Source organism: Spirillospora sp. NPDC000708 (genome assembly GCF_040299565.1).
In the GTDB taxonomy this organism is placed as follows: Bacteria; Actinomycetota; Actinomycetes; order Streptosporangiales; family Streptosporangiaceae; genus Spirillospora.
In genome coordinates this window covers 43,901-68,827 of the sequence record NZ_JBEPCJ010000034.1, presented here as the reverse complement: position 1 = coordinate 68,827, position 24,927 = coordinate 43,901, and the positions used below count along the sequence as shown (strand labels likewise).

24 protein-coding genes and 1 tRNA gene are annotated in these 24,927 nt (G+C 68.8%); 12 read left to right on the top strand and 13 right to left on the bottom strand.

All coding sequences use genetic code 11. The features are described 5' to 3' along the window. Window positions 1-18: 18 nt before the first annotated feature. Together ABT299_RS24075 and ABT299_RS24070 are read right to left on the bottom strand one after the other, a co-directional pair. Window positions 19-885: an ABC transporter ATP-binding protein gene (locus ABT299_RS24075; RefSeq protein ID WP_500252058.1), complete on the bottom strand. Its 867-nt coding sequence runs from the start codon at window positions 883-885 to the stop codon at window positions 19-21. Continuing rightward, on the bottom strand, window positions 882-1,274 hold the full coding sequence (locus tag ABT299_RS24070; RefSeq protein ID WP_500252057.1) for a GntR family transcriptional regulator: 393 nt from the start codon (window positions 1,272-1,274) through the stop codon (window positions 882-884). Before ABT299_RS24070 ends, ABT299_RS24075 begins: the two co-directional genes overlap by 4 nt. A 454-nt stretch (window positions 1,275-1,728) precedes the next feature. Here ABT299_RS24070 and ABT299_RS24065 point away from each other — a divergent pair, with 454 nt between their 5' ends. After that, window positions 1,729-1,944 (top strand): hypothetical protein, encoded by a 216-nt coding sequence (locus tag ABT299_RS24065; RefSeq protein ID WP_500252056.1) that lies wholly within the window; start codon window positions 1,729-1,731, stop codon window positions 1,942-1,944. Between the two features lie 120 nt (window positions 1,945-2,064). Here ABT299_RS24065 and ABT299_RS24060 read toward each other — a convergent pair whose 3' ends face one another. The 3 genes from ABT299_RS24060 to ABT299_RS24050 are packed head-to-tail and all read right to left on the bottom strand — an operon-like array spanning window position 2,065 to window position 4,288. Continuing rightward, window positions 2,065-2,331 carry a transposase gene (locus ABT299_RS24060; RefSeq protein ID WP_500252055.1) on the bottom strand — a complete coding sequence of 89 codons (267 nt, stop codon included), beginning with the start codon at window positions 2,329-2,331 and terminating at the stop codon, window positions 2,065-2,067. Between the two features lie 14 nt (window positions 2,332-2,345). Next, complete coding sequence (locus ABT299_RS24055) at window positions 2,346-3,104, bottom strand: methyltransferase domain-containing protein (RefSeq protein ID WP_500252054.1); 759 nt, start codon at window positions 3,102-3,104, stop codon at window positions 2,346-2,348. After that, window positions 3,101-4,288, bottom strand: a complete 1,188-nt coding sequence (locus tag ABT299_RS24050) for an MFS transporter (protein WP_500252053.1) — start codon at window positions 4,286-4,288, stop codon at window positions 3,101-3,103. Before ABT299_RS24050 ends, ABT299_RS24055 begins: the two co-directional genes overlap by 4 nt. A gap of 83 nt (window positions 4,289-4,371) precedes the next feature. Here ABT299_RS24050 and ABT299_RS24045 point away from each other — a divergent pair, with 83 nt between their 5' ends. Next, window positions 4,372-5,337, top strand: coding sequence for a GlxA family transcriptional regulator (locus ABT299_RS24045; protein WP_500252052.1), 966 nt, complete (start codon window positions 4,372-4,374; stop codon window positions 5,335-5,337). Between the two features lie 683 nt (window positions 5,338-6,020). Here ABT299_RS24045 and ABT299_RS24040 read toward each other — a convergent pair. Further along, complete coding sequence (locus ABT299_RS24040; protein ID WP_500252051.1) at window positions 6,021-6,530, bottom strand: bleomycin resistance protein; 510 nt, start codon at window positions 6,528-6,530, stop codon at window positions 6,021-6,023. Between the two features lie 281 nt (window positions 6,531-6,811). On the opposite strand from ABT299_RS24040, the gene ABT299_RS24035 reads away from it, so the two are divergent. Next, window positions 6,812-6,923, top strand: a tRNA-Ser gene (locus ABT299_RS24035). A 767-nt stretch (window positions 6,924-7,690) separates the two neighbouring features. On the opposite strand, the gene ABT299_RS24030 is transcribed toward ABT299_RS24035, so the two are convergent. After that, window positions 7,691-9,181: a CLIPPER-2 domain-containing protein gene (locus ABT299_RS24030; protein WP_190856832.1), complete on the bottom strand. Its 1,491-nt coding sequence runs from the start codon at window positions 9,179-9,181 to the stop codon at window positions 7,691-7,693. Between the two features lie 1,212 nt (window positions 9,182-10,393). Between ABT299_RS24030 and ABT299_RS24025 the strand changes: the two genes are divergently transcribed. Next, complete coding sequence (locus tag ABT299_RS24025; protein ID WP_500252050.1) at window positions 10,394-10,675, top strand: hypothetical protein; 282 nt, start codon at window positions 10,394-10,396, stop codon at window positions 10,673-10,675. A gap of 278 nt (window positions 10,676-10,953) precedes the next feature. On the opposite strand, the gene ABT299_RS24020 is transcribed toward ABT299_RS24025, so the two are convergent. Further along, window positions 10,954-11,985 (bottom strand): DUF418 domain-containing protein, encoded by a 1,032-nt coding sequence (locus tag ABT299_RS24020; RefSeq protein WP_500252049.1) that lies wholly within the window; start codon window positions 11,983-11,985, stop codon window positions 10,954-10,956. Window positions 11,986-12,462: 477 nt separating this feature from the next. Then, window positions 12,463-13,035, bottom strand: coding sequence for a hypothetical protein (locus ABT299_RS24015; RefSeq protein WP_500252048.1), 573 nt, complete (start codon window positions 13,033-13,035; stop codon window positions 12,463-12,465). 538 nt (window positions 13,036-13,573) lie between these two features. Between ABT299_RS24015 and ABT299_RS24010 the strand changes: the two genes are divergently transcribed. From ABT299_RS24010 to ABT299_RS23990, 5 genes are all read left to right on the top strand, one after another. Further along, the gene (locus tag ABT299_RS24010; RefSeq protein ID WP_500252047.1) at window positions 13,574-15,214 is read left to right on the top strand and encodes a sensor histidine kinase; all 1,641 of its coding nucleotides are present in this window, start codon (window positions 13,574-13,576) and stop codon (window positions 15,212-15,214) included. A gap of 29 nt (window positions 15,215-15,243) precedes the next feature. Then, window positions 15,244-15,678 carry a roadblock/LC7 domain-containing protein gene (locus ABT299_RS24005; RefSeq protein WP_190856836.1) on the top strand — a complete coding sequence of 145 codons (435 nt, stop codon included), beginning with the start codon at window positions 15,244-15,246 and terminating at the stop codon, window positions 15,676-15,678. Beyond that, a complete protein-coding gene (locus ABT299_RS24000) occupies window positions 15,675-16,040 on the top strand; it encodes a DUF742 domain-containing protein (RefSeq protein ID WP_190856837.1) in 366 nt (121 codons plus the stop codon). The genes ABT299_RS24005 and ABT299_RS24000 overlap by 4 nt, the downstream gene beginning before the upstream one ends. Then, complete coding sequence (locus tag ABT299_RS23995) at window positions 16,021-16,602, top strand: GTP-binding protein (RefSeq protein WP_190856838.1); 582 nt, start codon at window positions 16,021-16,023, stop codon at window positions 16,600-16,602. The genes ABT299_RS24000 and ABT299_RS23995 overlap by 20 nt, the downstream gene beginning before the upstream one ends. A gap of 118 nt (window positions 16,603-16,720) precedes the next feature. Continuing rightward, the gene (locus ABT299_RS23990) at window positions 16,721-17,305 is read left to right on the top strand and encodes a GAF domain-containing protein (RefSeq protein WP_347256709.1); all 585 of its coding nucleotides are present in this window, start codon (window positions 16,721-16,723) and stop codon (window positions 17,303-17,305) included. Here ABT299_RS23990 and ABT299_RS23985 read toward each other — a convergent pair. Beyond that, on the bottom strand, window positions 17,302-18,987 hold the full coding sequence (locus ABT299_RS23985; RefSeq protein WP_500252046.1) for an acyl-CoA dehydrogenase family protein: 1,686 nt from the start codon (window positions 18,985-18,987) through the stop codon (window positions 17,302-17,304). The genes ABT299_RS23990 and ABT299_RS23985 overlap by 4 nt on opposite strands. Window positions 18,988-19,711: 724 nt before the next feature. Between ABT299_RS23985 and ABT299_RS23980 the strand changes: the two genes are divergently transcribed. Next, the gene (locus ABT299_RS23980) at window positions 19,712-20,134 is read left to right on the top strand and encodes a hypothetical protein (RefSeq protein WP_190856840.1); all 423 of its coding nucleotides are present in this window, start codon (window positions 19,712-19,714) and stop codon (window positions 20,132-20,134) included. A 14-nt stretch (window positions 20,135-20,148) separates the two neighbouring features. Here ABT299_RS23980 and ABT299_RS23975 read toward each other — a convergent pair whose 3' ends face one another. Both ABT299_RS23975 and ABT299_RS23970 read right to left on the bottom strand, forming a co-directional pair. After that, on the bottom strand, window positions 20,149-20,505 hold the full coding sequence (locus tag ABT299_RS23975) for a hypothetical protein (RefSeq protein WP_190856841.1): 357 nt from the start codon (window positions 20,503-20,505) through the stop codon (window positions 20,149-20,151). Window positions 20,506-20,669: 164 nt separating this feature from the next. Then, a complete protein-coding gene (locus ABT299_RS23970) occupies window positions 20,670-21,143 on the bottom strand; it encodes a MarR family transcriptional regulator (protein ID WP_190856842.1) in 474 nt (157 codons plus the stop codon). Between the two features lie 110 nt (window positions 21,144-21,253). On the opposite strand from ABT299_RS23970, the gene ABT299_RS23965 reads away from it, so the two are divergent. Together ABT299_RS23965 and wrbA are read left to right on the top strand one after the other, a co-directional pair. Next, the gene (locus tag ABT299_RS23965; protein ID WP_500252045.1) at window positions 21,254-22,486 is read left to right on the top strand and encodes an SGNH/GDSL hydrolase family protein; all 1,233 of its coding nucleotides are present in this window, start codon (window positions 21,254-21,256) and stop codon (window positions 22,484-22,486) included. A 36-nt stretch (window positions 22,487-22,522) separates the two neighbouring features. Continuing rightward, window positions 22,523-23,155 carry an NAD(P)H:quinone oxidoreductase gene (wrbA, locus tag ABT299_RS23960; protein ID WP_190856843.1) on the top strand — a complete coding sequence of 211 codons (633 nt, stop codon included), beginning with the start codon at window positions 22,523-22,525 and terminating at the stop codon, window positions 23,153-23,155. A gap of 472 nt (window positions 23,156-23,627) precedes the next feature. Here the strand turns inward: wrbA and ABT299_RS23955 are convergent, their stop codons facing one another. Further along, on the bottom strand, window positions 23,628-24,575 hold the full coding sequence (locus ABT299_RS23955; RefSeq protein ID WP_206699967.1) for a helix-turn-helix domain-containing protein: 948 nt from the start codon (window positions 24,573-24,575) through the stop codon (window positions 23,628-23,630). Window positions 24,576-24,927: the final 352 nt, after the last annotated feature.

The window sequence follows — 24,927 nt, the reverse complement described above, 5'->3', positions numbered from 1 at the left end:
GACGCCAGGTGAGCCAGATCATGCCGATACCGCCGGTTGCTCGAGGTAGGCCAGGATGAGTTGTTCGAGCCCGACGGGATGCGCCTGCCAGGCCGGGTGGAAGTCGGGCCGGTCGGCCGCGGTGCGGACCAGCAGGTCGGTGTGGCGGTCGCTGTGGACGGCGCGCACGACCCCGGGAACCGCGAGGTCGGCGCCGGTGCGCGGGCCGGTCAGCATGCGGTGGTCGGCCAGGATGTCATCGATCGCACCGGTGAGTTGGACGGTGCCATGGTTGAGCAGGACCAGCCGGTCGCAGACCGGCTCCAGGTCGGCGATCACATGGGAGGACAGCAGGACGGTGATCTGGTCTTCGGCGACGGCGGTCATCACCGTCCGCATGAAGTCGCGGCGTGCGATCGGGTCCAGGTTGGCCAGCGGCTCGTCCAGCACCAGTAGCGCCGGGCGCTTGGCCAGCGCCAAGGCCAACGCGACCTGCGCCTGCTGGCCGCCCGACAGCGCGCCGGCGCGCTTGGCCAGGGGGATGTCGAGTTCGGCCAGCCGCCGCTCGGCCAGTGCGCGGTCCCAGTGCAGGTTCAGCGAGCGTCCCATGCGCAGCAGGTCGGCGACCGAGAACCCCTGGTAGAGCGGGTGCTCCTGGGCGACGAAGCCGATGTGGGCCAGCGCTTCGGCCGACCCGCTCCGGGCGTCCTGGCCGAAGACCCGCACGGTGCCCTGCGTCGGGCGCAGCAGGCCGGTGACCAGTTGCAGCAGCGTGGTCTTCCCGGCGCCGTTCGGGCCCACCAGGGCGATCACCGAGCCGGCCGGCAGCCGCAGAGAGCAGTCCCGCAACGCCCACGTGGCGCCGTACCGCTTGCCCAGATCCTGGGCCTCCAGCGCCGGTTTCATGCCACGCCCTCCGCCCGTAGTTCGTTGCGGATGGTGGCGAACATGGCCGTGACCATGTCGTCGTCCAGCCCGGCGGAATAGGCGTCGCGGACCCACTGCTCCAGCGAGCGACGCAACCGGGCGTGCGGCCCCGGGGCGACCGGCTCGATGGAGGCGGTGATGAAGGTGCCCTGCCCCGGCCGGGCGGTCACCATCCCGTCGTTCTCCAACTGCCGGTAGGCCTTCACCACCGTGTTCGGATTGATCGCCAGAGACGCGACCACCTCCTTGACGGTCGGAAGCTGGTCCCCGGCGCTGAGATAGCCCAGCAGCAGGCCCTGCCGCACCTGCTGGACGATCTGCAGGTAGGACGGGACACCGCTGGACCCGTCCAGTCGAAATTGGAACACCGCCAACCCCTTTTACTATGATGTTAGTAAAAGGGTAGTTACTGTGGCGGCTCGACGTCAAACCCCACGGCCTGCACTACACAGACCAGATAGGGCGCCGTTGCCCCGCAAGAGCGACCACAGCGGCTGCCCCACCGTCGTCACCGGCGACATGACCCACGCTGCGTCCGGCGACGTCCAGACAGCGAGTCCGATGGAAGCCATCGCCAAGCCGACCCGGCGACGACATACCGCCGATTGGAGGCCAGAGGGACATCCGGCCGGAAGCTGCTCGTTCCGTGATGGTGACGGCTCGATCCGAGGCGCCACGCACCGCGCGGTCCCTATCGGCAGGAGTCAAAGAAACGCCTGGGCCGGCAGGGGCACGGTCCAGCACGAACCCTATGGGCTGCCGCAGCCGCCGAACTTTCCAGCGAACGATCAACTAGCTGACCCCGGCCGCTCCTCACCAACCATGATCGTTCTCGAGCTCGCGCGGCCGGTCGTACGCGGCGCGGGGACGGTGCTGCTCGGACTCGGCTTGGTCGGGCTCGCGGCGGTGTACACGGTCGCGTTGTGGCGGATGCCCGACTGGATGCACCAGCACGACCCCGAGGACCGGCAGCCCACGTCCTCCAGATCCATGACCAGGTTCCGCGCCGCCTGGGTCACCCGCGAGGCGGTCGGGTGAGCGGTGGCGCCCAGAACCCGGATGCGGTGGGTGTGATGCTCGATGACCGCCAGCACGTACATGCGGGTGCCAGTGAGGGTCGTTGAGGATCTCCCAGACCGTCCGATCAGCCCGGCCGCGTCAGCGCGGGTCTGCGGCCCGGCAGGGATCCGCGCCCAAACGCCATCGCGCTGCCAGCGACGAAAACAACCCATGGACCGCCTGCCAGGAGCCGCAGCAGGCAGGCACGTCCCGCCACGGCGAGCCGGTCCGCGCCCGCCAGCGGATCCTGTCGATGAGCCGCTGTTTAGTCCACTTCGACGGCCGACCCGACCGCCGGGCAACGGGCGGTTGCCAGTGCTTGGCGCCATCCTCGATGGCGACGCGGATGCTGGTCGGTCGGCACATTCGCCGGCCGACTTTCAACGGGGTCGTGAAGCGATGGCGGTGACCCAGGCTTGTGCGAACATCGCGCTTGCGCTGGTGGCCCAGTCACGGAGCCGGTGAGCGTGGGCGGTCTGTCCCGCGGCGTCGAGTTGGACCGCGAGATAGTCGGCGATGCGGGACGGGTCGGCATAGCGTTCGTAGTGGACGTCCAAGTGGCATTGCTCGAATCCCGCATCGAGCAGGTAGTCCCTGAGTTTGTGGCCGACGAAGGGGTCTCCGCCGTTGGCTTGCTGCAAGCGCGTGTAGGCGGCGACGGTGTCGTCGCAGGGTGGACTCAGCAGAAAGCCGCCCCAGTCAGGGCTGCAGAGGCCGACTGTGCCGCCGGGGCGCAGTACCCGCCGTATCTCGGCCATGGCCTGGGCCGGGTAGGCGAGGTGTTCCATCAGGGCGTGGGAGAAGACGCGGTCGACCGATCTGTCGTCCAGCGGGATGTCGTAGCAGGATCCCTGTCGGAAGCGGATGTTGGTGAGGCCTCTCCGGCGCGCGAGTGCGCGTGCGCTGGAGAGTTGGGAGGCTTGCTGGTCGAGTCCGAGTACCTGTCCCGGCGCGACGGCGGCGGCCAGATCGGCGGTGATGGTGCCGGGCCCGCATCCCAGGTCCAGCAAGGTCGTTCCCGGGGTCAGGTGCGATAGGAAGAACCGCGCGTGCGTCGCGGCTCTTCTGCCGGCCATGAACTCGATGGCGGAGGTGTCGTGGCCGGGTGTGTAGCGTTCGGTTCCGGGTGCGCCGGTCATCGTGCGATGGCCTCCTTGGCGCGCGCGTCGACCAGGCCTGAGCAGACGGCCAGGGCCAGCCCGGTGGCGGCCAGTACCGCGCCGATCGCGTTGGGGCCGGTGTAGCCGAAGCCGGCTCTGATCACCATGCCGCCGAGGAAGGCGCCGAGCGCGTTGGCGATGTTGAACGCCGACAGGTTGAGTGCGGAGGCGAGGGTGGGGGCGCCTGTGGCCTTGTCCAGGATGCGCATCTGCAGTGCCGGGACGGTCGCGAACCCGAACAGCCCCAGCAGGAACAGGGTGCAGGCGGCGAGGACCTTGCTGTGCGCCGTCATCACGAACAGGGTCAGCACGATGGTCAGCCCGGCCAGGAACACATACAGGCTCGGCATGAGTCGCCGCCCGGCGTAGCGGCCCGCCACCAGGTTGCCGGCGGCCATGCCCAGCCCGAAAACGACCAGCAGCGCCGTCATGCTGGATCCGCTGAAGCCGGCCACCGTGGTCATCATCGGCGTGACATAGGTGAAGGACGCGAAGACGCCACCGAAGCCCGCCGTCGTCACGCCCATCGCGAGCCAGACCTGGGGCCGCCGCAGCGTCGCCAGTTCCGCACGCAGTCCCGTCTCGTCCTCGGGCCGCAGCCGCCGTGGGACCAACGCGGCGATGCCGACCATCGACAGAACGCCCAGTGCCCCGATCGCCCAGAATGTGGCCCGCCAGCCCGCGGCCTGCCCCAGCCAGGTCACCAGCGGCACTCCGGCCACGTTGGCCATGGTGAACCCGCCGAACATCACCGACATCGCGCTTGCACGCCGTTCCGGCGGAACGAGCTGCGCCGCGACCACCGACCCGACGCCGAACAGAGCCCCCTGCGGCACGCCCGCGACCACCCTGGCCGCCAGCAACAGTCCATAGCCGGAGGCGACCGCCGACAAGGCGCTGCCCACCGCCAGCAGCGCCGCGACCATCATCAGCGTCGTGCGGCGAGGCAGCCTGGCCGAGGCGGCGGTGAGCAGCGGAGCCCCGACGATCACGCCGGCGGCGTACGCGGTGATCAGGCCCCCCGCGTCCGGAATGGACACCCTGACCCCGTGGGCGACCTGCGGCAGCAGCCCCATGATGGCGAACTCCGAGGTCCCCACCCCGAATGCCGTGAGGGCCAGGGCGAACAAAGCCAGCGGCATGGCACCGTACTCCTCATCCAAGGGGAAATGTCGATGTCCAGCCTGATCGGAGCGCCTCCGTGGGCGTGAGTGGCTGAAACGCCACCGTGGGATAGATTTCCGCCATGATGCGTGTGGGGGTACTGGTCACCGAGCACGTCCGCGTGTTCGACTACGCCGTGGCCACCGAGGTCTGGGGGCTCGACCGGGCCGCCCGCGGCGTCCCGCGGTTCGAACTGCGCACCTGCGGGCCGCACGGCTCCGCGGTCGGCATGAACCCGGGCGTGACCTGCGTCCCCGATCACGGTCTGGACGGCCTGGACGAATGCGACCTGGTCATCGTTCCCGGGGTCCAGCACCCCACGGCCCCCGTCCATCCGCACGTTCTGGGCGCACTGCGCGCTGCCCACGCACGCGGCGCCACCGTGGCGTCCCTGTGCTCGGGTGCGTTCCTGCTCGCCGCCGCCGGCCTCCTGGACGGCCGCCGCGCCACCGCGCACTGGCTGGACGCCGAGGAACTCGCGCGCCGCCACCCCGGCGTGACGGTCGACCCGAACGTCCTGTTCGTCGGGGACGGCGCGGTATGGACCTCAGCGGGCGTGGCCGCGGGCATCGACCTGTGCCTGCACCTGGTCCGCCGCGACCACGGCGCCGCGACAGCGGCCGAAATCGCCCGCACCATGGTCACCGCACCGTTCCGGCCCGGCGGACAGGCACAGTTCATCACCCGCCCCATCCCGGACGCCCGGGGAGGGAGTGACAGCATGGCGGAGGTACGCGAGCGGATCCTCGACGACCTGGCCCACCCGTGGACCGTCGCGCAGATGGCGGACCTGGCCCGTATGTCCGAGCGCAGTTTCGCTCGCCGCTTCGTCCAGGCCACCGGCGACACCCCGCTGCAGTGGCTCCTGACCCAACGCGTCCTGGCCGCCCAGCACCTCCTGGAGGTCAGCGACCTGCCCATCACCGCCATCGCCCACCGCTGCGGCTTCGGCACTCCCCTCACCCTGCGCCACCACTTCACCCGCCACGTCGGCCTGCCACCCCGCGACTACCGCCAAGCCTTCAGCCACACCAACGGCCACCCCTGAGCACACAGCGCGCGGGGCCCGCCGCGCCGCACATCGGTCCAGGCCGCATCTACCGGGCCCCAGTAGGCGAGCGGCCGGATACGCCAGAAAGGGATCATCGGACCGCGTTGTAGCGGGTTGGAGGGGGCATGCATCCATACGAGGACCGCTCACGACGGAGACAGCCCGGCTCCACCGGGGCACCATCGCAGGCGACGCCTGGCTGCACATCCGAGCCGCCGGCCGCGGCGCGAACTACGTGTTCGCGTCGCCAAGGTCGGTCCCGGGAGCCGGGGAGCATCAGACATGACCATGATCCTTGATGTGACGGTGGAGTCCAGCGCGACCTGTTCACCGACCGAGTCGGTCCGGCGCCCAAGCGCTTCGCCCGCGTCCAGCGGGTCCGCACCGTGCCTGCCAGGGCGAACTCCGCGAAATGGGCCGGCCTTGCCGCCACTACCGGCTACTACGACCAATCCCACATGGCGGCTGATTTTCACGCACTCATGGGATTGTCACCAAACGCCTTCCGGGCAGGCAGCCTTCCCATTGTGGCGGCGTGTCGGGTATTCGCCGAGCGGCCGAGTTATGCCTGGAGTTCGGCCGGATGCGCTGCGGCCTGTTGATCAGACAGCAGTGCTGCAGCGATCCTGGCTGTCTCGGCGAGGTGTTCGCGTCGTCCGTGAGGGCGATGCACGAGGTCGTTAGCCGTTCACCGGGCCGGCCGCCGTGGACCGTCCCAGATGTTGGGAGATGCGGAGAAGGTAGCCGTCTGGGTCCTGCACGGCGAACTGGCGCACGCCCACAGCATCGGTGGCGCGTTCATACCAGCGATCCTCTAATGGCAGGAACATCTCCTGGCCGGCGGTGAGGAGGGTGGCGTGGACATGATCCACGTCATCTACCTCGATGGTGAGGTTGATCCCCCGCCCGTAGGGATGGCTCAACTCGGCTCGGGGATAGAGCCGGTCCCGGCTCCACGGCTGCTCCAGCATCAGTTCCGCCCCGTTGAGTTCAAGGTAGGCGAACCGCTCCTCCGGACGTTCATAGCGGACCCGGAATCCCAGCAGGCGGTAGAAGGCCAGGCTGGCCTCGATGTCAGAGCAAATGAGTTCCGGAACCAATCCAGGCACGTCGACAGCTTGACAACCACCGCACTCCTTCGCAACTGGCGGCTCGCCTGGGAAATCATCGGGTGACGTGGTGGAGGCCATCACGGCGTCGCTGGGAGGGCATGATGACCTGCCGGTTTCCTTGGCGGCCGCCCTCGGCCGTCACGTGCGCACTCCGGCATGCCCGGTCGGCGCCCGAATCGCAAGGCGGTGCAGTGGTTGTCCGGCACCGGACGTCCGACCGCGGCCATAAGCCGGGTGCTGACGTCACGGAGCGTCGGCCAGCAAGCCGCCAAGATCTCCAACAGCCCATGTCGGCTCATTGTCGGCTCGGCGGTTCCGAAACGCATCAGCAAGCGGCGGCATGGGCCGACACGGGAACGGGGTCTTGTGTGAACAGGTCGGCATGGAACGACACCGAGAGTGCCGCTCCGATACGACGGTTTCGGACTTTTAATCCGTAGGTTGTGGGTTCGAGTCCCACGCGACCCACCACCCCTGACCAGGGCGAACGCGAGTTCGCCCTGGCGTGCCGCGGACCGACATGCCCCACTTTGTTCCGCTGCCCGCTGGCTGCTCGACAGCTCGATCCGGGCTCTGCGCCGGCCCTGGCAGTGCCTCGAAACCGCGCTTGGTCACCCCCGCTGCGGTCGGGTGAGCGGTGGCGCCTAAACGCGGATGCGGCCGGTGTGGTGCTCGATGACCGCCAGCACGTACATCCGCGCGCCCGCCGATAGCCCCGGCCCGGGTTCTCCCGCACCAGCGCAGTACCAGCAGCGGAACGGAGCGGACGGCCGTGGACGGCCCGGCCGTGTGGGTTTGGATCGGGCGGCGCGCCGAGCGGCAGCACAGCCATCCATCATCCCGCGGCACAGCGGCGTCGTGGCGCATCCCGGAACCGTCCAAGCCCGGCGCCACTACCTGCCAGGCACTACGTCTCTCACCTGCACGGACGTGGTTTTCGGCAAACACGACGACGCTCTGGCGAGTGGAACCAGGTGCGGGGAGGGGATCGGCGTCGACGGGATGCGGCAAGCACCAGAAGGGGTCGGCAGAAGGGGTGGGCGTAATCGCCGAACATGCTGCTAGAACTTCAGACGCGCGAGTACGGCGCTGTTCGGTTCGCGCTCCGTCCACGGCCCGGTTCTCGTGGTCCATGCCGTGACGGCGCAACGCCTCGCCTTCGGCCTACCGTGAGAACGGGTCGGCCGGTGGCGAGGCGTGTCGCGGTTCGGTCATCGCCTGGGCGTGGACCGATCGGCCTATGGTTTCCCTGGGTGGTCCGGTTTCGGCTTGCCAGGCTTCTCCGGCTCCGGCTTGCCGTTGTCGTTCACCGGCACGGTGAGGCTGGATTCGTTCGAGGTGATGGTCTCGTCATCGTCCTCCCTGGTGCCGGTGGCGGTCGCGGTGTTCTCCACGAAGCCGCGTTCCCTGTCGGCCTTGGTGACCGTGTGCCGTCCCGTGCAGGTCACCGATTCGCCCGGGGCGAGCGTCGTGGCAGGGCAGTCCAGATCCTGGGCGATCCGGTCGTGGATGGTGATGGTGTTCAGCGGCTCCTCGCCCGTGTTCTCGACGATGAACCGGTACCGGATGACGTTCCAGCGCTTGTCCGGCGCTCCCCAGCCGGCGAACTCCTTGGTGAGGTGCAGGCGGCCCAGCGGACGCTCTGAGTGCAGGGCGACTCTGCGGATGAGGTGGACGTCGGTGAAGAGGCCGGTGGACGCGGCGAATCCGAACTTGTAGGTGTCCGGAACGGGCTCGGGCGCTGGGAAGCTCAGCACCGGCTGGAAGCCCTCCCCGTCCTGGAAGTCGATGGAGACGTGGACCTCGGGGTTCGGCGCGGGTGTCACCACGACGTGGACGGTCCGCTTGTGCGGTGCGAGCAGCGCCTCCGCCTGCTGGGGCGTGGCGTTGGCCGGGATGTCGCGCAGGTTGCTCTGCAGTTGTCCCGGCAGTGTGGAAGGCCAGGGCCCGGTGGTCGTCTTGTTGCTGGTCGTGGCGTCGAGCCAGCAGTATCCGTTGATGCCGTTCCCCGGTCCCCGGACGGTGACCATGTTGGGGCCGGGTGCGGGGACGTGGAAGGCGGTCCCGGCCGGGGAGCGCTGTTCGCAGCCGTTCCCCCGGTGCTCCCAGTCGCCGAAGTAGTTTCCGAGGACGTCGAGGCCGATGCCGAGGTACCCGCCGTTCACGCCGGGGACGAACGCGGCGTTGGGATCGTCGTCCGGGAGCTTCTGGGCATAGCCGAGGCTCCCGCCGAAGGCGCCCGGCTGGGTGAGGTGCGCGGTGCCGTCGGTGAGGAAGAACGAGATCCCGTCCGCCGGGACCTGCGAGGTGTTGCCGTACTGCCACTGCTCGAAGGTGACGTCCAGGCCGTCGGTCGCGGGGATCGGCGTGTCGAAGAGCACGGCGCCGGTCTGGTCCCTGTGCGCGTCGGTGAGCTGAAGGTATCCGTGCGGTGCGGCGTCGCCGGGCGGCACGGGGCCCTCCGGGTCCGACCGGCAGCCTCCCAGCGGATGCTCCCCCTCGCCCGGTATCCCGCCGCGCGGCGCGCCCGTCAGGCAGGCCGATCCGTACCCGATGAACCGCGAGTCCGCGGTGGCTCCGGTGAACGTCTCGCTGACGAGTTCCGTCCCCTGCCGCAGCTGGGCCGCCGACGCCTGCCCGCCCTGGGCGTCACCGGCCGCGGCGGCCAGTGACGCGGCGACGCCGACCGCCGCCGCCCCCGCCGCAACGCGGGATATCCGTTTTCTCATGCCATTGGCGCTTTCTATTCGATGTAAGGAAGAGGTTCACCCCCGTCCACTGTTCATGTACCAACGTCTTCTGCGGCCGGGCCCGGAGATCGCCGCACGCATGGCCAAGCCCACATCGAACAATTGCGGAATGGCGTTCCAGCCCATGGGTTCGTCAAGTCGCCGCGCTCGGCGGGTGACGCGATACTGATCCACTGGACATCGGCCACCTCCCCCGGCGCATCCCGACAAAAGCGCCGGCGCCCGGCGGCGCTGCCCACGGGCCCGCCCGATCGCTGATCGCCGAACCCCTGGTCGCACTGTTCTTGGCGGTCATCGGAATCGCCGGGGTACGGCTCGCTGACGCCGCAGGTGTGGCGTGGGGTGGCGTCGGCGCAGGCGTCCGCGCGCTCGTTTCGCGAGTGGCACCGACGCGCGTCACCGGCCCTGCCGCGATCACTCTGCGCTGAAGCGCCTCGTAACGGCCCTGCCGGTGGCAGACGGAGGGTTTTGGCCGCTCTGGCGTGCTGCCTCGCAGCGCCGACCACGACGCGGCGCTGTGTGGGTGAAAGTCCGTCGACACCCTTCAAGAATGTGTGGGTGCCCAGCGCGGCCGGCCGGGCACCCACATGGGACAGACAAGGGATCGGATCCCATTGCGGCATTGAGGATACTGGCCGATGGCGCGCCAGTACGGGATGGGCGCGCGGGACAAACCCCTACGTTTCCTCGCTGCCATCCTAGTGATCAAGGAAGGGGCTGGACGGATTGAGACGGAACCGGATGCTACGCCGTCATCGTCTTGATCCATTCGGACTTTCGGACGGGTTTGTGCCGTGGATCTTCCGTGGTCGGATCAGGCAACGCCGTGTACGGTGCAAGTGGGCCCCAGTTGGGCCGCCTGTGTCATCACGGCGATGTCGCTCGCCCTCGGCATCTGCAGTTGAGCATCGTTGGCTTCCCACCTGCCGTACCGCTGCGCAAGTTGGCGCCCAGCCATTCCCACTTCTCCCAGTGAAACCATCCTTGCCGATAGGGACGTTCAGGTATCGACCCACCGCACGTAAATGGCCTATGCATCCGGACAAGTCCGTCGGAATCGCCGCCACGCCGCCTGCTTGGATACCATCAGTCACCTCTGCTATACGTATTGCAACCTCACCTGGTTCGAGGTGAGGAGGGGCATCCGATCCCCAATGGGGATCCGGGCGTGACAAGAAGAAAAGGAACCACATGAAGTCCTTCAGCTACACCGAGCTGGACAAGCTGGCCGGCGAGGTTCTGCCGGAGCGGGCCGTGCTGTCCACCCTTCTCGTCGGTGGCGACAACGACAACGAGAACCTGAACCTCAGCGGGGGCGGCGGCCACGGCGAGGGCACCACCGCGGTCGTGCCGGACTGCCAGAGCAACATCGACCACTCGCAGGGCGGCCTCGTCGGCGCGCTGGGTCTCAGCTCCGAGAACCCCAACTCGTCGTTCACCTGCTCCGCCAGCTCGGTGGTCTCGGGTCACTGATCCGAACGACATGCTCGCGGGCTCGGGCCCGCATGGGAAGGACCGCCGTTCTCTCGACGGTCCTTCCCTCTTTTTGCGCTCCGTCCGCAGGGCATCACCCCTACTGGGGGTGCCGTTAACGGACGTGTCACGGGCACAAACGCAGCTCAGTGGTTGCCGTTCGGCCCGTTGGTAAGTCAGTCACCACCAGGTGCCACGTATGGAGCTCTGCAGGTAATTGACAGGCGACGTCGAGTTGCTCTGAATACCGGCATCGCCGACGTGCCGGGCCGAGCCTCTTAGCCGCTGTTCTCGCTGGTCGGACCTTCGATCGAGAGACGCCGATCGGGGATCAGCTTCTCCCACGTCAAAGTCCGCCAGATCCATTCCAGTGGACCGTATTGAGCATAATGCAGCCAAATCCAACTGAACGTGGCTTCAATCAAAAATACACAGCAGCCCACGGCAAAGGCTTTGCCATATGCGGGCGCCGCTTCCAGTTGCACATACCTGTTGATCACCACGATCAGCACCGAGGCGCCGAGGTAGTTCGTCAGCCCCACCCTTCCCACCATTGCGATCTTGGACGCGACCGACCGGATAGGCGTCCGCATCACGAGTACCACGGCGATCATGTAACTGACCGCGGTCGCAACCCCTGCACCTGCCGCCAGCACCGAGTCCTCCGATACTCCGGAGCCCCATTGCCAGGCATCCAGCGCACCGGCTGTCGTCCCGAATATTCCGAGCCCCAGGAAGATGTACTTCGTGGGCAATTTCAACAGCCAGTCGATCTTACTTTCCATTGCCAGGCCGACCAGCAAGAGCCCTGGGATCAGCAGGGCACCGCCCTGAAGGGCCACGGCTGCCGCCGTTCCGGCGATCCCGAGCGCCAGCACGCCACCCGCCGGAAGGAAGGAAAGGGGCAGCACGACGAAGATTCCGATCACGCTGTACATCCGAAGTATCTCGTTCGGCTGCAGAACCTGATGCACCAGACCGAATGGCAAGAGGAAAAGCAGCCGGGAAAATAGCATGACCCGCGGATGCTGCTTCTTCTTTCTGGCGTTCCGCAAGATCATGCCGAAGCTCAGACCGAACAGAAGCGAAAAGATCGGAAAAAAGCGCTGATGGAGCAGCGTCTCGTATATCCAATATCCCGCCCCGCGCTGATGCTCTCCAGTCGGAACGGGCATGCGCGCGACACCTATCGTGTTAACGATGGTGATCCCGAACAAAGATACGCCTCGAATGGCGTCGATTTCAACGATGCGCGCGGTCCTTATGCGCTCGTCAGCAACGACCTCTGCCGCTTGCGGCGACGCCCGCACATGGCCTCCTTGTGTCCGGTAGGCCATCAAACCACATCTCATCCAACTCCGCCCGCAAAAGGTTACTCCGCACTAAGAGGTCGTGACAGAATCAGCGGACGAGGCGTCGCCGGCGGATAATGGCTGCGGCGAGGGGCATGAAGGCTTCGTGGATGTCCGTTGCGGATCTCCCAGCGGATGCGTGAGCGGCGGGGCCAGTGCAGCGGGCCGACCGTCCGTACGACAACGTAGCGTGGACGCCCAGTCCCGATCCGTGCGGGGTGCCACGGCGCGCGATGACCGGTTCGATGCCCTTGGCCCAGACCAGGCGCCGGTATTGATAACGGTCTGATCTTCGGCTAGCGGCGCAGGGGCCGCGCGCAAGGACGTCGGCCGGCTGAAGCCGCTGTCCACACGGAAGGACGATCAACGCGGTTATGGGCGAGTCAGCCGGGTGGGCGAGGGTCGGTGCGCCATTCCAGCAGCGCGCCGGGATCGTCACGCCGCGACAACCAGGTGATCAGCGTCGCCGGCCGCCATGCGCCGTCCAGACATCGGGGTGCCTGGGGCCGGGTGGCGGGCCCCGTCAGCTGGGAAGGTCTCTTCGCCGTCGCGGTGCGGCGCCGCTGCGTCGTCGGGGTCGGGCGCCGGAGGTGTCGGGCCGGGTGCGCTCTGGACAATCATGCGCCGTTCGCCGATGCCCGGTGCACGCTGTTCGATCACGGCATACCGCGCATGGGCCCGCGCGGCGAGGATCGCCTGCCCAAGCCCCCGTTCGGGCGGCAACTCACCCAGACGCGCATCCCTCACCCCGTCCGATGCACGGCAACGGGGAACAGCCGCCTGCTTCGCGTGGAGGTCCGTGGCGGGTGTTTCCAGCCGGCGACGCGCCCTACCGAGCCGAAGGCCAGGGTGATCGTCGGCGTGGCACCAGAAGGCGGCGGCGCTTCCGCACGGCCCTGCCCTCAAGGCGGCAGCGGCGGACTTCCACGCACCGGTCGGCCGCGCGGCCGGTGGGTCCAGCCCGCCGACCGTGCTGACCTGGGTGAGGTCGACATCACCGGTGACCATCCGTCCGTGCTCAAGCAGCTCCGCGCGGCGGTGGACACCCGGATCTCGGCCAGGTGCACGGCGCCGCCCTCAGGTTCCAAGGCACAAGCGCTGCGCCGACGAACCCGCTGCTGCTTTCGACCGACGTGCTGAAGGCCGATGCGATGAGCCCGGCCAAAGGCCGCCCTGTTCGGCCACGTTATGGCGCTGCTCGACACGCTGCTCCGCCCGGGCGACACCATGGAGCAGCTCCACCGGAGACTCCCTGCCCCGGTCCAGAGCCCGGCGACGCCGGGGCCGCTGATGCTGGGGCCGGTGATTCATAGTGGGTTCAGGTCGTGGCAATCTCGACAATCCGTACTTCCGCATTGGGGTGTTGTGACAGCCTAGACACGGGCTGTGCCCATGCGAGAGTACGCATTCATCAATGCTGTGATCTGCCGTCGACGCACCGAGGATGCCGATGCCCGATTTCCCTCAATCCACTGCCGGTGTCGACCGCCGTGATGTCCGGCGAACCGGCAGGCCAGCGGCCCATGGTATACACCCGCAGAGCAGAATGCGCGCCCTTCACCTATCCATTTCCCTGCTCCCGACGGCTGTGATGGGGTTTCTCGGTCTCGCCGCCGTGGCGGTTCTCTACGACGGCACCGCCGTGAGCCGGGGGATGCGGCTGGAGCTGGTCGTGGCGGCCGCGGGGGCCGTGATCACCCTCGGAGCCGCCCTCGTGGCGGCCGAGGCGGCGACCCGCCAGCTGCGGCGGCAGCGCACCGAGTCGGTCCTCCGCGATCAGGAGTACACGCAGGGGCGGCTCGGCGAGCTCGGCTTCCTGATCGTCCAGGGACGGCAGGACCTGCAACGGCTGGCCGAGCGGCTCCGCGCCGGTGGGACGGCCGCCCTGAGCGGCGAGGACTTCCCGCCCCCCGCCGGCGCCGACCCCTACCTGCAGCTCGTGCACGAGCTGCGGAAGGCGCAGAGCGCGGCCTGGAACGCCGTCGTCGGCGCCGCGAGCCGCGAAGCCGCCAGTGGAAGCAGCCAGCGGGTCGCGGTCTTCGTCAACCTGGCACGGCGGCTGCAGTCGCTGTCGCATCGGGCGATCCAGGGGCTCGACGAGCTCGAGAACCAGGTGGAGGACCCCGACCTCCTCAAGGGGCTGTTCAGAGTCGACCACCTCAGCACCCGCATGCGCCGCCAGGCCGAGAGCCTCGCGGTGATCGGCGGTGCCGCGCCGCGGCGCCGCTGGACCAAGCCGGTCACGGTGTACGAGGTGCTGCGCTCGGCCATCGCCGAGGTGGAGCACTACCACCGGGTCAAGGTGGTGCCGCCGGTCGAGGGAAGCCTGAACGGCGGCGCGGTCGCGGACGTCATCCACCTGCTGGCGGAGCTCGTCGAGAACGCCACCAAGTTCTCCCCGCCGCAGACGCAGGTGTTCATTCGCTTCGAGAGGGTCACCGCCGGCATGGCCATCGAAGTGGAGGACCGCGGCCTGGGCATCCCGCAGGAAGACCAGCGGCGGCTGAACGCGCTGCTCGCCGACCCCGAGCGGGCCGACACCGAGGAACTTCTGAAGGACGGGCGGATCGGGCTCCTGGTGGTCGCCGCGCTCGCTCACCGTCACAGGGTCCGCGTCCAGCTGCGAGGCAATGTCTACGGCGGTACGCAGGCCATCGTCGTCGTCCCGAAGGAACTGGACGGCGGGGAGGCGGAGGAGTCCGAGACAGGGCCCCAGGCGGAACCGGTGGCCGCCGCCGCGGCGCCACCGGCCGCGAGTCTCCCGAACCCGCAGCCGGCGCGTGCTTCCGGCTCCGGCCAGGGCGTCCAGTCCCGGCCGGGTCCGCCGCTGGATGGGCGCGACGCCCTCGGCGCCCCCATGCCGCCCCAGCCGGGCGCGGCCGAGAATTCCCAGCGCCGGCCCTCGCCCCCGCCCGCGTCCGGGCCGCCGGCGGCCGCGCAGGACTCCCGAACCGCGCCGGACCCCCTGACCGCGCCCGCCTTTCCGGGCGACGCCGGTGAGCGGCCGCCATTGCCGCAGCGCCAGGCCCAGGCCAGCCTGGCGCCCGAACTGCTCAATGCGCCCGCACTCGAGCAGGATGATCAAGAAGTCGAATACAATACCGGCTTCATGGCGGCGTTCAAGAAGGGTTTGCGCAGCGCCGAGGAGAATGACGGTCCTGCCGAAGACCTCGACCGTGCGAATTGACGAGAATCACCTATGACAAGGAGTATCCGTTGAGTGGCGTCTCCCCGAACCAGGTTCAAGATCTCGCTTGGCTGTTGCGAGGGCTGGGCGAGGAGGTTCCGTTGATTCGCGGCAGCGTGCTGCTGTCGTCCGACGGCATGATGAAGGCCGCCGACGGCTTCGACCGCGCCGGCGCCGAACATCTCGCCGCGCTCGCGTCCGGGCTTTTCTCCATAGCGCGCAGCGCCGGAACGAAGTTCGACGACAGCAATGAGGTGCGGCAGGTCGTCGCGGAACTCAAGTCCAGCCAGTTGTACATCTCCTGGGCAGGTTACAATTCAGTGCTCGCGGTACTGGCGGAGGAGGAGGCCGATCCGGCCGTCGTCGGTTTCGAGATGGCCCGGCTGATCAAGGCCGTCCGGCCGTTCCTGCACACCGCGGCACGGCCGGCGGCCGTGCCGAGCGACCGGAACCGAGCGTTTTGACAGCCGGAGACGACGAGGTCTGGGTCGACGACGACGCCGGGCTGCTGGTGCGGCCGTACGCGGTGACCTCCGGCCGCACCCATCCGACCGTCGATCTGAAGCTGCTGTCCTTGGTGGTGGCGGTCGGCACGCATCCAGGCGCGATGGACCCGGAGCACGCCAAAGCGCTCGAACTGTGCCGCACGCCGACCTCGGTCGCCGAGGTCGCCGCACATCTGCGGCTTCCCGTGGTGGTCACCAAGGTCCTCATCTCCGATCTGGTGGACAGCCGGGCGATGACCGCGCACGCGCCGCGAACCGCGGCCGATCCCACCGACCGAGCCCTTTTGGAGAAGCTGCTCGATGGCCTACAACAAATCTGAGGTGCTCCCCACCCAGGTCAAAATCCTCATAGCCGGCGGTTTCGGCGTGGGGAAGACGACGTTCGTCGGTGCGGTGAGCGAGATCGAGCCGCTGAGCACCGAGGAACTCATCACCTCGGCCAGCGTCGGAATCGACGACCTCGACGGGGTGGAGCACAAGTCCACCACCACCGTGGCGCTCGACTTCGGCCGGATCACCATCGGGCGGCACGGGATCGTCCTCTACCTGTTCGGGACGCCCGGGCAGCGGCGGTTCTGGTTCATGTGGGACGAACTGTGCGCCGGCGCGCTGGGCGCCGTCGTGCTCGCCGACACCCGCCGCCTGGAGGACTGCTTCGAGGCCGTCGACTTCTTCGAGAGCCGGGGAGTCCGGTTCCTCGTCGCGATCAACGAGTTCGACAACGCGTTCCGCTACGGATCCGACGAGGTGCGGGCCGCTCTCAAGCTCGACCCGCGCGTGCCGATCGTGCCGTGCGACGCGCGTGACCACGACTCCGCCGTTTCGGCGCTGCGGGCCCTGATCCGGCATCTCCTCGCGGCCGCCCCTTCTGTCTCCATCTGACAGAACCGCAGTACAAGCAGGAAGCCCGAGTCCGCGCCGAAGCCGCTTTGTCTCCGGATCCGGATTCGAATCCAGTGAATTCTCGCCCATCTTCGCACTCGGCCATATGGAGGCCCCCGTGACGTACCCGCCCAATGACCAGGCAGACGGATTCTCGGCTCGACCCTTGATGCCGGCCGATCACGAAGCGCCCCGGCGAGCGGCGCGCCTGCGAGAGCTCGGCTTGGGGCAGTCGCGGGAGCGCGAATTCGATGAGTTCGCCCGTAGAGTCGCGCTGGACGCGCAGGAGCTCGTGGGGCTTCCCGGCACACCGGTGGCCTTCGTGAACCTCGTCGGCGACGATCAGTTCATCTGCGGCGTTCACACGTCACCGGCCGACGCCGAGGTCGTGGGCGGCGTCCTCGATGCGAGAGTGCCCCTCGACGCCGGCTACTGCCCGCATGTCGTCGTCCGGCGCAAGGCCCTGATCCTGGACGATGTCCTCGACTATCCGCGTTTCGCCGGCAATCCGATCGTCGACGCGCTCATGGTCCGCAGCTACGCCGGGGCTCCGCTGACCGACCGCACGGGCACGGTTCTCGGCACGATCTGCGTCGTGGACAGCGAACCGCGCCCGTGGGGCAAGGCCGGACTGGATCTCATGAAGCGCAGGGCGGCCGACCTCGTCGACCTGATCCACCGCCGCGAGGGCCTGTCGCGCTAGCCGACGGGTCCGGTGGGAGGCCCGGGGAAACGGACCGGGGCCGATCCCGGCACCGCGCTCCAGGCCTCCCCGGCGAAGGGCCCGGTCAAAGGCTCGGGCTCTCCAAGGGAGGTTCCTGGAGGTGCCGGGGGCGGCACCGGCAGGTGAGGGTGAGCGGCGGCGGCCTCGGTGGCCGGATCTTGCGACCCGGGCTCGTCCGCGACCCCGGGTCGCGAGGCCCGATGCCCGCCCGCCGCGCCATAGGTGTCGAGTATCCCGGTGGCCAACAGGCGGAATTCCGCGGCGACACCGGCGATGTCGCTCCTGAGGAACTCGATGGCGGGCCGGACCCTTGCCGGATCGGCGCCGGTCTCGTCGGCCCACTTCAGGACCTGGGTGATCGCGAACAGGTAGGCGATGGCGCGGCCGGCGAGGACCTGCTGCGCCTGGCCCAGGCGCTGGTCGAGGAAGCTCAGGTCCGTCTCGAGCGTCGCGACCGCGGGCGCCGTGAGCGGCCACTCGGCCAGCAGTTCGCTGAGGGCCCGGCCGGACCGCCGGGTCAGGCAGTAGGCGGTGAGCTGCTGGCTGAGCATGTCGTTGTTGCCGTCGAAGATGCTGAAGACCCGCGTGTCCAGGAATGCCTGACCGGCGATGTTGGTGGGCGATCCACAGCGGTATCCCTCGGCGCCGGTCAGCTGCTGGTAGTGCTGAGCCGCGCTGATCATCCGCTCGGTGGCGACGGTCTTGAGAGCCTGCACCGCCGGAAACGCGGGGGTCATGTCGCCCTTGACGTCCAGCATCGTCTGCAGGTAATGGCTGAGCGCCTCGCAGATGGTGGCGGAGGTGTCGATGGCCGCGAGCCTGTAGTTGACGAACCCGATCTTGGACTGCGGCTTCCGCCCGATCCGGCGACCGTCCACGTACGTGTGCGCCTCCCGGCTGATGCGGCGCAGGAATCCCGACCCCGCCGCCGCCAGCAGCGCCCGCGACGCCAGGAAGACGTCCACCGAGTCCAGGTCCGCCTCCTCGGCGTCGATCCGCCGGTGCCGGGGAACGATCACATCGATGTCGTTGACGCCGTAGTCCAGCAGCTTCAGCCCGAGCGCCTCGTACAGCTCGACAGTGCGGAAACCCTCGCTGCGCTCGACGACGAAGTAGCCGTACTCGCGACGGTGTGCGTTCTTCGCAAGGACCAGCCACCAGTGTGCGGAGGAGCTGAGAGCCTGCCAGTGCTTGCGACCACGGATCCGGTAGCCTCCCTCGACCTCCTCGAAGGTGGTCGTCATGGCCGACAGGGCCGAGCCGGCGCCCGGCTCGGTCGCCGCGAGCCCGGCCATCACCGGGGCGTCGCCGGCGAACAGCGGCAGCATCTCCTGCTTGACCTCTTCACCGGCCCACTTCACCACCGGTAGGAGCGCCAGCGCCGTGTTGACGATCACATAGACGCCCAGCGCCAGGTTCCACTCGGAGGCCGTCTCGACGATCCGGCACATCTCGACGCTGCTGTCGCGCCCTCCGTACCGCCGGGGCAGAGTCGGAAGCCGGACCCCGGCCCTCACCAGGAGCGCCCAACTGTCAGGGGGGAGCTTCTGCTGCGGGAAGGTCGCGGAGTCGAACTTGGACGCGACCGCGTCGAAGCCGGCGATGAAATCGTCCGTCGACAGGGACAGCAAGTGATTCGTCGGCGGTAGATCATTCGTCATGGTGTCCGCTCTCACGGGTCGGCCTGCCAGGGGCAAGGGGGGAAGCTGCCAGGTTCCGGCGATCAAGGGCACGCTGGTGTTCGTTTCATCGCAGCAGCGGGCTTCGAACCATCTTCCGAATCATCCGGGTTTCGGGCATATGTCATGGTCATTCGGTCGAGCAACGAGTGCAAGGAACAGAATTCTCACCACAGTGCACGTGTCAATCACTCACCCCTCGCGTGAACTGCGCGAACTCGCGGATCGGCAGGGCTCGTCCTCCTCCGGCTGCGACCGGCGCCACAACACGATCGAAAGGTGCGCTTACGGCCCGGATGCAGAGGGACACCCCCGCAGGAATGCCAAGGAATCCCACCACCGACGGATCACGCACGCAAACCGACCGCAATGCTGATCAAGGTTACACGGACGCCTCTGGACCGCGATATGGCACCCTGTCCCCCTCCCATGAATGAGCCAATTCCGAACCGAGCTCATTGGTCGCAGGCCGCTTGCATCCCGCGCGACGTGGGCGTATAAGAGAGAGTTTCGTCCTGTATCTGCGGCGTCAATGCCGGCGCCGGTGGTCCGGCCATTCGGACGCCGTCGACGCCACCGACGGGGCCGGCCGGTCACCACGACAACGCTGTGGCCGCGGCTACCTGCCAGGTAATCGGCTTTGACAACCGGTCGCCCTTAGCGTCGAGGTCATCGAGGTCAACAACCCCGGAAACGGAGGACTCCGATGACCAACACGGCCACGAGCCACAACTCCGCCGGCCTGTTCGCCGATGCCGGCCGCTTGCTGCGTCTGGTGCTGCGTGCGGACGCCATCACGACCGGCGCCAACGGTCTGCTCTACCTCGCTCTTGCCGCTCCGCTTCAGGACCTGCTCGGACTCGACGCCACCACCGGACGGGCCCTGGGGGCGTTTCTCCTGGCGTACGCCGCTGCCGTATGGGCCATCTCGATGCCCGCCCGGCCCAGGCGGGTCGCTGTGGTGAGCGTGGTCGAAGCGAACTCGCTGTGGACGATCCTGAGTGTCCTCACGGTGGTCGTGGGCTGGTTCTCGCTGAGCACCGTCGGGGCCGTGTGGGCGGTGCTCCAGGCCATCGTGGTCGCCGGCTTCGCAGTGCTCCAGTACACCGCACTGCGCCGCGCCCGCTAACGGGCAGGCCGCGATCACTCGCAGGCGCGCTGGTCGGCTCCCAATGACACCCAGCCGCTGCGCCCCACGTCGTACGGACGGATGACCGCCTTCACCTTTCGGTTCGTCCCCGCTACGGTCTGGAAGGCCCTGGCGACCCGAGTCGCCAGCTCTTGCAGCGCTTCTTTGGTCCGTGCTTCGTGCTCCCACAGATCGACGTTGATCCTGGTCGTCAGGGCGTCGAACGAGTCCGGAGCCAGGACCGGGACGACGTCGATCTCGTGATCGTTTATCTGGAGTTCCGGCATGCTCGTCAGAGCGTGCCGGACAGCCTCCGCGATGTCGGGCAGCCGATCGGCTTCTTTCAGGTTGAAGATCGTTACCTGTGGCATGGGCAATCTCCGGTGCGGTGGGTGGCGGCCGCCTCGGGCACCGGCAGCGGGGATCGATAACGAGCAGTACCAGACCCCCGTCGCAGCGCCTTCCGTGCAGGTCAGACCCCGACCAGCCTCCTCGGGCGCCGGGGTCGGCATTGGTATTTCCCCGCCCTCGGTGGTCAGAAGTGTGGCTGGTCGTCGGGGAGGAGGTGCTTGAGCAACGTCTCGCTGATGTCGCCGAGTTGCTTGACCTCTTCGGGTGTCAGGACGTCGATCAGGTGGGTGCGGACGCTTTCGACGTGGCGGGGAGCCGCGGCCCGCAGGGCGGCCAGGCCGTCGTCGGTGAGGACGGCGAGCCAGCCGCGCCGGTCGGAGGCCAGGTGTTCGCGCCGCACCCATCCGGCCTTCTCCAGTTTGCCGATCGCGTGGGTGATGCGGCTGGGCTTGGAGTGGGTCCAGCGCGCCAGCTCACTCATGCGCATCGTCCGGTCGGGTGCCTCCGACAGCAGGACCAGCAGTTCGTAGTAGGTGGGCGGCATCCCCGCCGCCTCTTGCAGGTCGCGTTCCAGGCGGTCGAGCAGCAGCCGGGTGGCCAGCCCGAACGCCCGCCAGCTGCGCTGCTCCTCGGGGGCGAGCCATCGCGTCTCCGTCACGGGAAAAAGCTATCACGCTGAATAGTTGCGCACTGAATGATCTCGGGCTATCGTCCCGACCTGTTGTTCAGCACTGAAAGATCTATCGCTGAAGTAGCAAGGAGACCTACGTGCGTACCTCCCGATCCCTGGCCACGGCGGCGGCCCTCCTGGCCGCCGCGGGCATCAGCATGCCCCCTGCGCACGCGGCGGGCCCGGCGAGTTGGCGCGCCGTCTGGGGCACCGCCGCGCAGCCGGCCGTGCCGACCGCCGACTGGTACGGCGTCAACTGGTCCCAGCAGGGTTTCGCCGACGACTCGCTGCGGCAGGTGGTGCGGCTCACCGGCGGCGGCAGCAAGGTGCGCATCCGGTTGTCGAACGTCTACGGGACGAGGCCGCTGCGCATCGCCGGAGCCACGGTCGGCCGCGCCGGAACCGGTGCGGCCGTGCAGCCCGGGACGCTGCGACCGCTGCGTTTCAACGGCCGGGCCGCGACCGTGCTCGCGGCCGGCAGTGAGATCGTCAGCGACGCCGCCTCGCTGGCGTCCTCACCCCGCGACCAGTTGGCCGTGACACTCCGGCTGAACGCGCCGACCGGGCCCGCGACCTTCCACCATTTCGCGATGGCCACCTCCTACCGCGCGGCCGGCGACCACCTGGCCGACCCCCGCGCGACGCCGTTCGCCCAGCAGAGCGACTCCTGGTACTACCTGACCGGCGTCGAGGTCACCGGTCCCCACGCCGGCGGGCCTGCCCGGCGCCGCACCGTGGTCGCCTTCGGCGACTCCCTCACCGACGGGGTCGGGTCCACCAAGGGCACCGATGCCCGCTACCCCGACCGGCTGGCCGAACGGCTCCGCGCCGCGGGGCGCCGGTGGGGCGTGGTCAACGCCGGGATCGGCGGCAACCGCGTGCTGACCGATTCCCCGGTGTACGGCGAGCGGGCGGTGGCGCGTTTCACCCGCGATGTGCTGGAGCGGCCCGGTGCCCGCAGCGTGATCGTCCTGGCGGGCGTCAACGACCTGGCCGCCTGGAACGAGACCGGCCCGGTCACCGCGGCCCAGCTCATCGACGGGCACCGCACCCTGATCCGCCTGGCCCACGCCCGCGGCATCCAGGCCGTCGGCGCCACCATCATGCCGATGGGCGGCTCGGCCGCCCAGAGCCGGCGCGGCGAGCAGATCCGCCGACAGGTCAACCGCTGGATCCGCACCAGCGGCGCCTATGACGCCGTCGCCGACTTCGACCGCGTCGTCGCCGACGGAGACCACCTCAAGGCCGCCTACGACAGCGGCGACCACATCCACCTCAACGACACCGGCTACCGCGCCATCGCCGACGCCGTCGACCTCAACATGCTCTGACCCGTTCCGGACGCATCCTCAGAAAGGCCCGGCATCATGAACGAGCCCGTGAACATCGCCGTCGTCTACTACTCCGCCACCGGCACGATCGCCGACATCGCCCGCGAGATGGCCGAGACCGCCGAGAAGGCGGGCGCCCAGGTCCGGCTGCGCCGGGTCGCCGAACTGGCCTCCCAGCAGGCGATCGACGCCAACCCCGCCTGGGCCGCCAACCTGGCCGCCACCATCGACGTCCCGACGGCCGTCCCCGACGACCTGGTCTGGGCCGACGGCGTCCTGCTCGGCTCACCGACCCGCTTCGGCAACATCGCCGCCCAGCTCAAGCAGTTCCTCGACACCCTGGGACCGGTCTGGCAGCAGGGCCTGCTCGCCGACAAGGTCTACAGCGGCTTCACCTCCGCCGGGACCGGGCACGGCGGGCATGAGGCCACACTGCTGGCCTTGTCGCACACCTTCCACCACTTCGGCGGCGTCCTCGTGCCGCCCGGCTACACCGACCCTGCCAAGTTCGCCGACGGCAACCCCTACGGCACCTCCCACTTCGACCAGGGCGGCACCACTCCCGTCGACGACACCACCCGCGCCGCCGCCCGAGTCCAGGCCGAACGCGCCGTCAGGTTCGCCCGCGCCATCAAGAACGCGAACGAACCGACCGCCGCGACCGCCTGAAAAGCACATCACCCCTGGCCGCCTCGGCCGCGTGCTGGACGAAAAGCGCTCCGGGGAGATGCGCACCGTGTTCACCGATGACGCAACGGTCGGCACTGCCAGCGGATCAGCGCAGGGAATCGAGGCGCTCGCCGAGGAGGCCCGCAGAGTCCGGGCCCCACTCCGGCCGCAAGTCGATGGCCTCGTTCGGCACCGCCACCCTGGCGGTGACGACCCCGGGATTCGCCTCTTCGCCGGGACGATCCACTTCGGGAGCGGGATCGGGGCAGGCGGCAGGTCATCTGTGTGATCGCCTCCCACGCGACGTACCCCGCCACCCCGCACTGCCACGCCGCCACCGACCTGCACGCACGCTCCCGCACTGCCTACCGTGTGGCCAGGGCGGACACGGGATCGGTCCCGGGACGTCGATGCCGTGCGGGCCGCCTCGTCAGCCCGTGTCCCCGCCTCGTCAGCCCGTGTCCCCGCCTCGTCAGCCCGTGTCCTCCAGTGCTCGCCGGCGGGTGTCCCGGGGGGTCTCGCCGAAGCGGCGGCGGTATGCGGCGCTGAAGGCGCTGGACGAGGGGAAGCCCGTCCCGTGCCCGATGTCGGTGATCGGCACGTGCCGGTGGCGCGGGTCGCGCAGCCGCTCGCGGGCGAGCCGGAGCCGCTCCTCGCGGATCAGCTCGCGCGGGGTGGTGCCGGCCTGCTGCAGGGCGAGCTGGACCTGGCGCAGCGACCAGCCGAGGCCGTGCGCCACCGACGAGCCGCTGAGCTCGGGATCCGCTATGTTGCGGCGCACGTACCGGCGGATGTCCGCCTCCACCTCCGCGAGACGTCCGGCGGCGGGCGGCTGCTCGGCGCCCTGGATGAGCATGCGGACCAGTTCGGTGAGGCGGTCGCACGCCGCGTCGAACTGCGCGGCGGTGAGCTCGTCGCGCTCGTCCCGCAGGACCCCGATCATGGCGCTCACGAGCCGGCCGAGGCCCTTGGTCAGGTCGAAGAAGCAGGAGGCCGGGTACGGACCGGGCACCTCGCGTGCGGGGATCGTCAGCAGCACGGCGCGGAGCGAGCCGGACTGGGTGAACCGGCACGGCTGGGCGATCGTCAGCAGGGCGCCCGTGCCGGGCCGCACCGTCGCCTCGCTCCTGTCCGTGACCAGGCCCGCCGCGCCGTACAGCGGGATCAGGAGCCGGTAGTCCTCGTCGGGTTCGCGGCGGACCAGATCCGGCGTCCGCAGATAGTGCGTCTCGCTCGACCAGTACGAGACGAGCTGGTAGGCCCCGCTGTACTGGCGGATCATCCTGCCGTGGAAGTCCTCCGGAGAGGGGCAGCGGACGTCGAGCGCGGACTGGTAGGCGTTGGTCCGCTCCCTCCACAGCTCGACGCGCTCGTGAGGGGCGTAGTCATCGGTCGCCGTGGTGGTGACGCTGTAGCTCAAGACGGTCTCCCCCCAGGCACTCACGCTCACAACTGCTCGTCCTGCCACCTGGCACGCACAAGATTCGGCTATGCGCATCCGCGCGTACCACGGCGGCAACCGTCAGCGTACGCTCGCGCGACCGGTGGGCAAGCGCGCTCCCTGTTGCATACGGCGGCAACTTCCGTGCGCAGCGCGGCAAGCCCCCGCCCGAAGCCCCTCCTATCTTCGGTGCAAACGCGTGCTCCCATGGAGTGCCCCATCCGTGTGGTGAGCTGAAGCCCGACATGCCTGGACGGGAACATCCCAGGGAGTTTCTATGTGTGGTGCGCATTTCACTATGGAGACGGCGCCGGGTGAGGTCGTGAAGCGC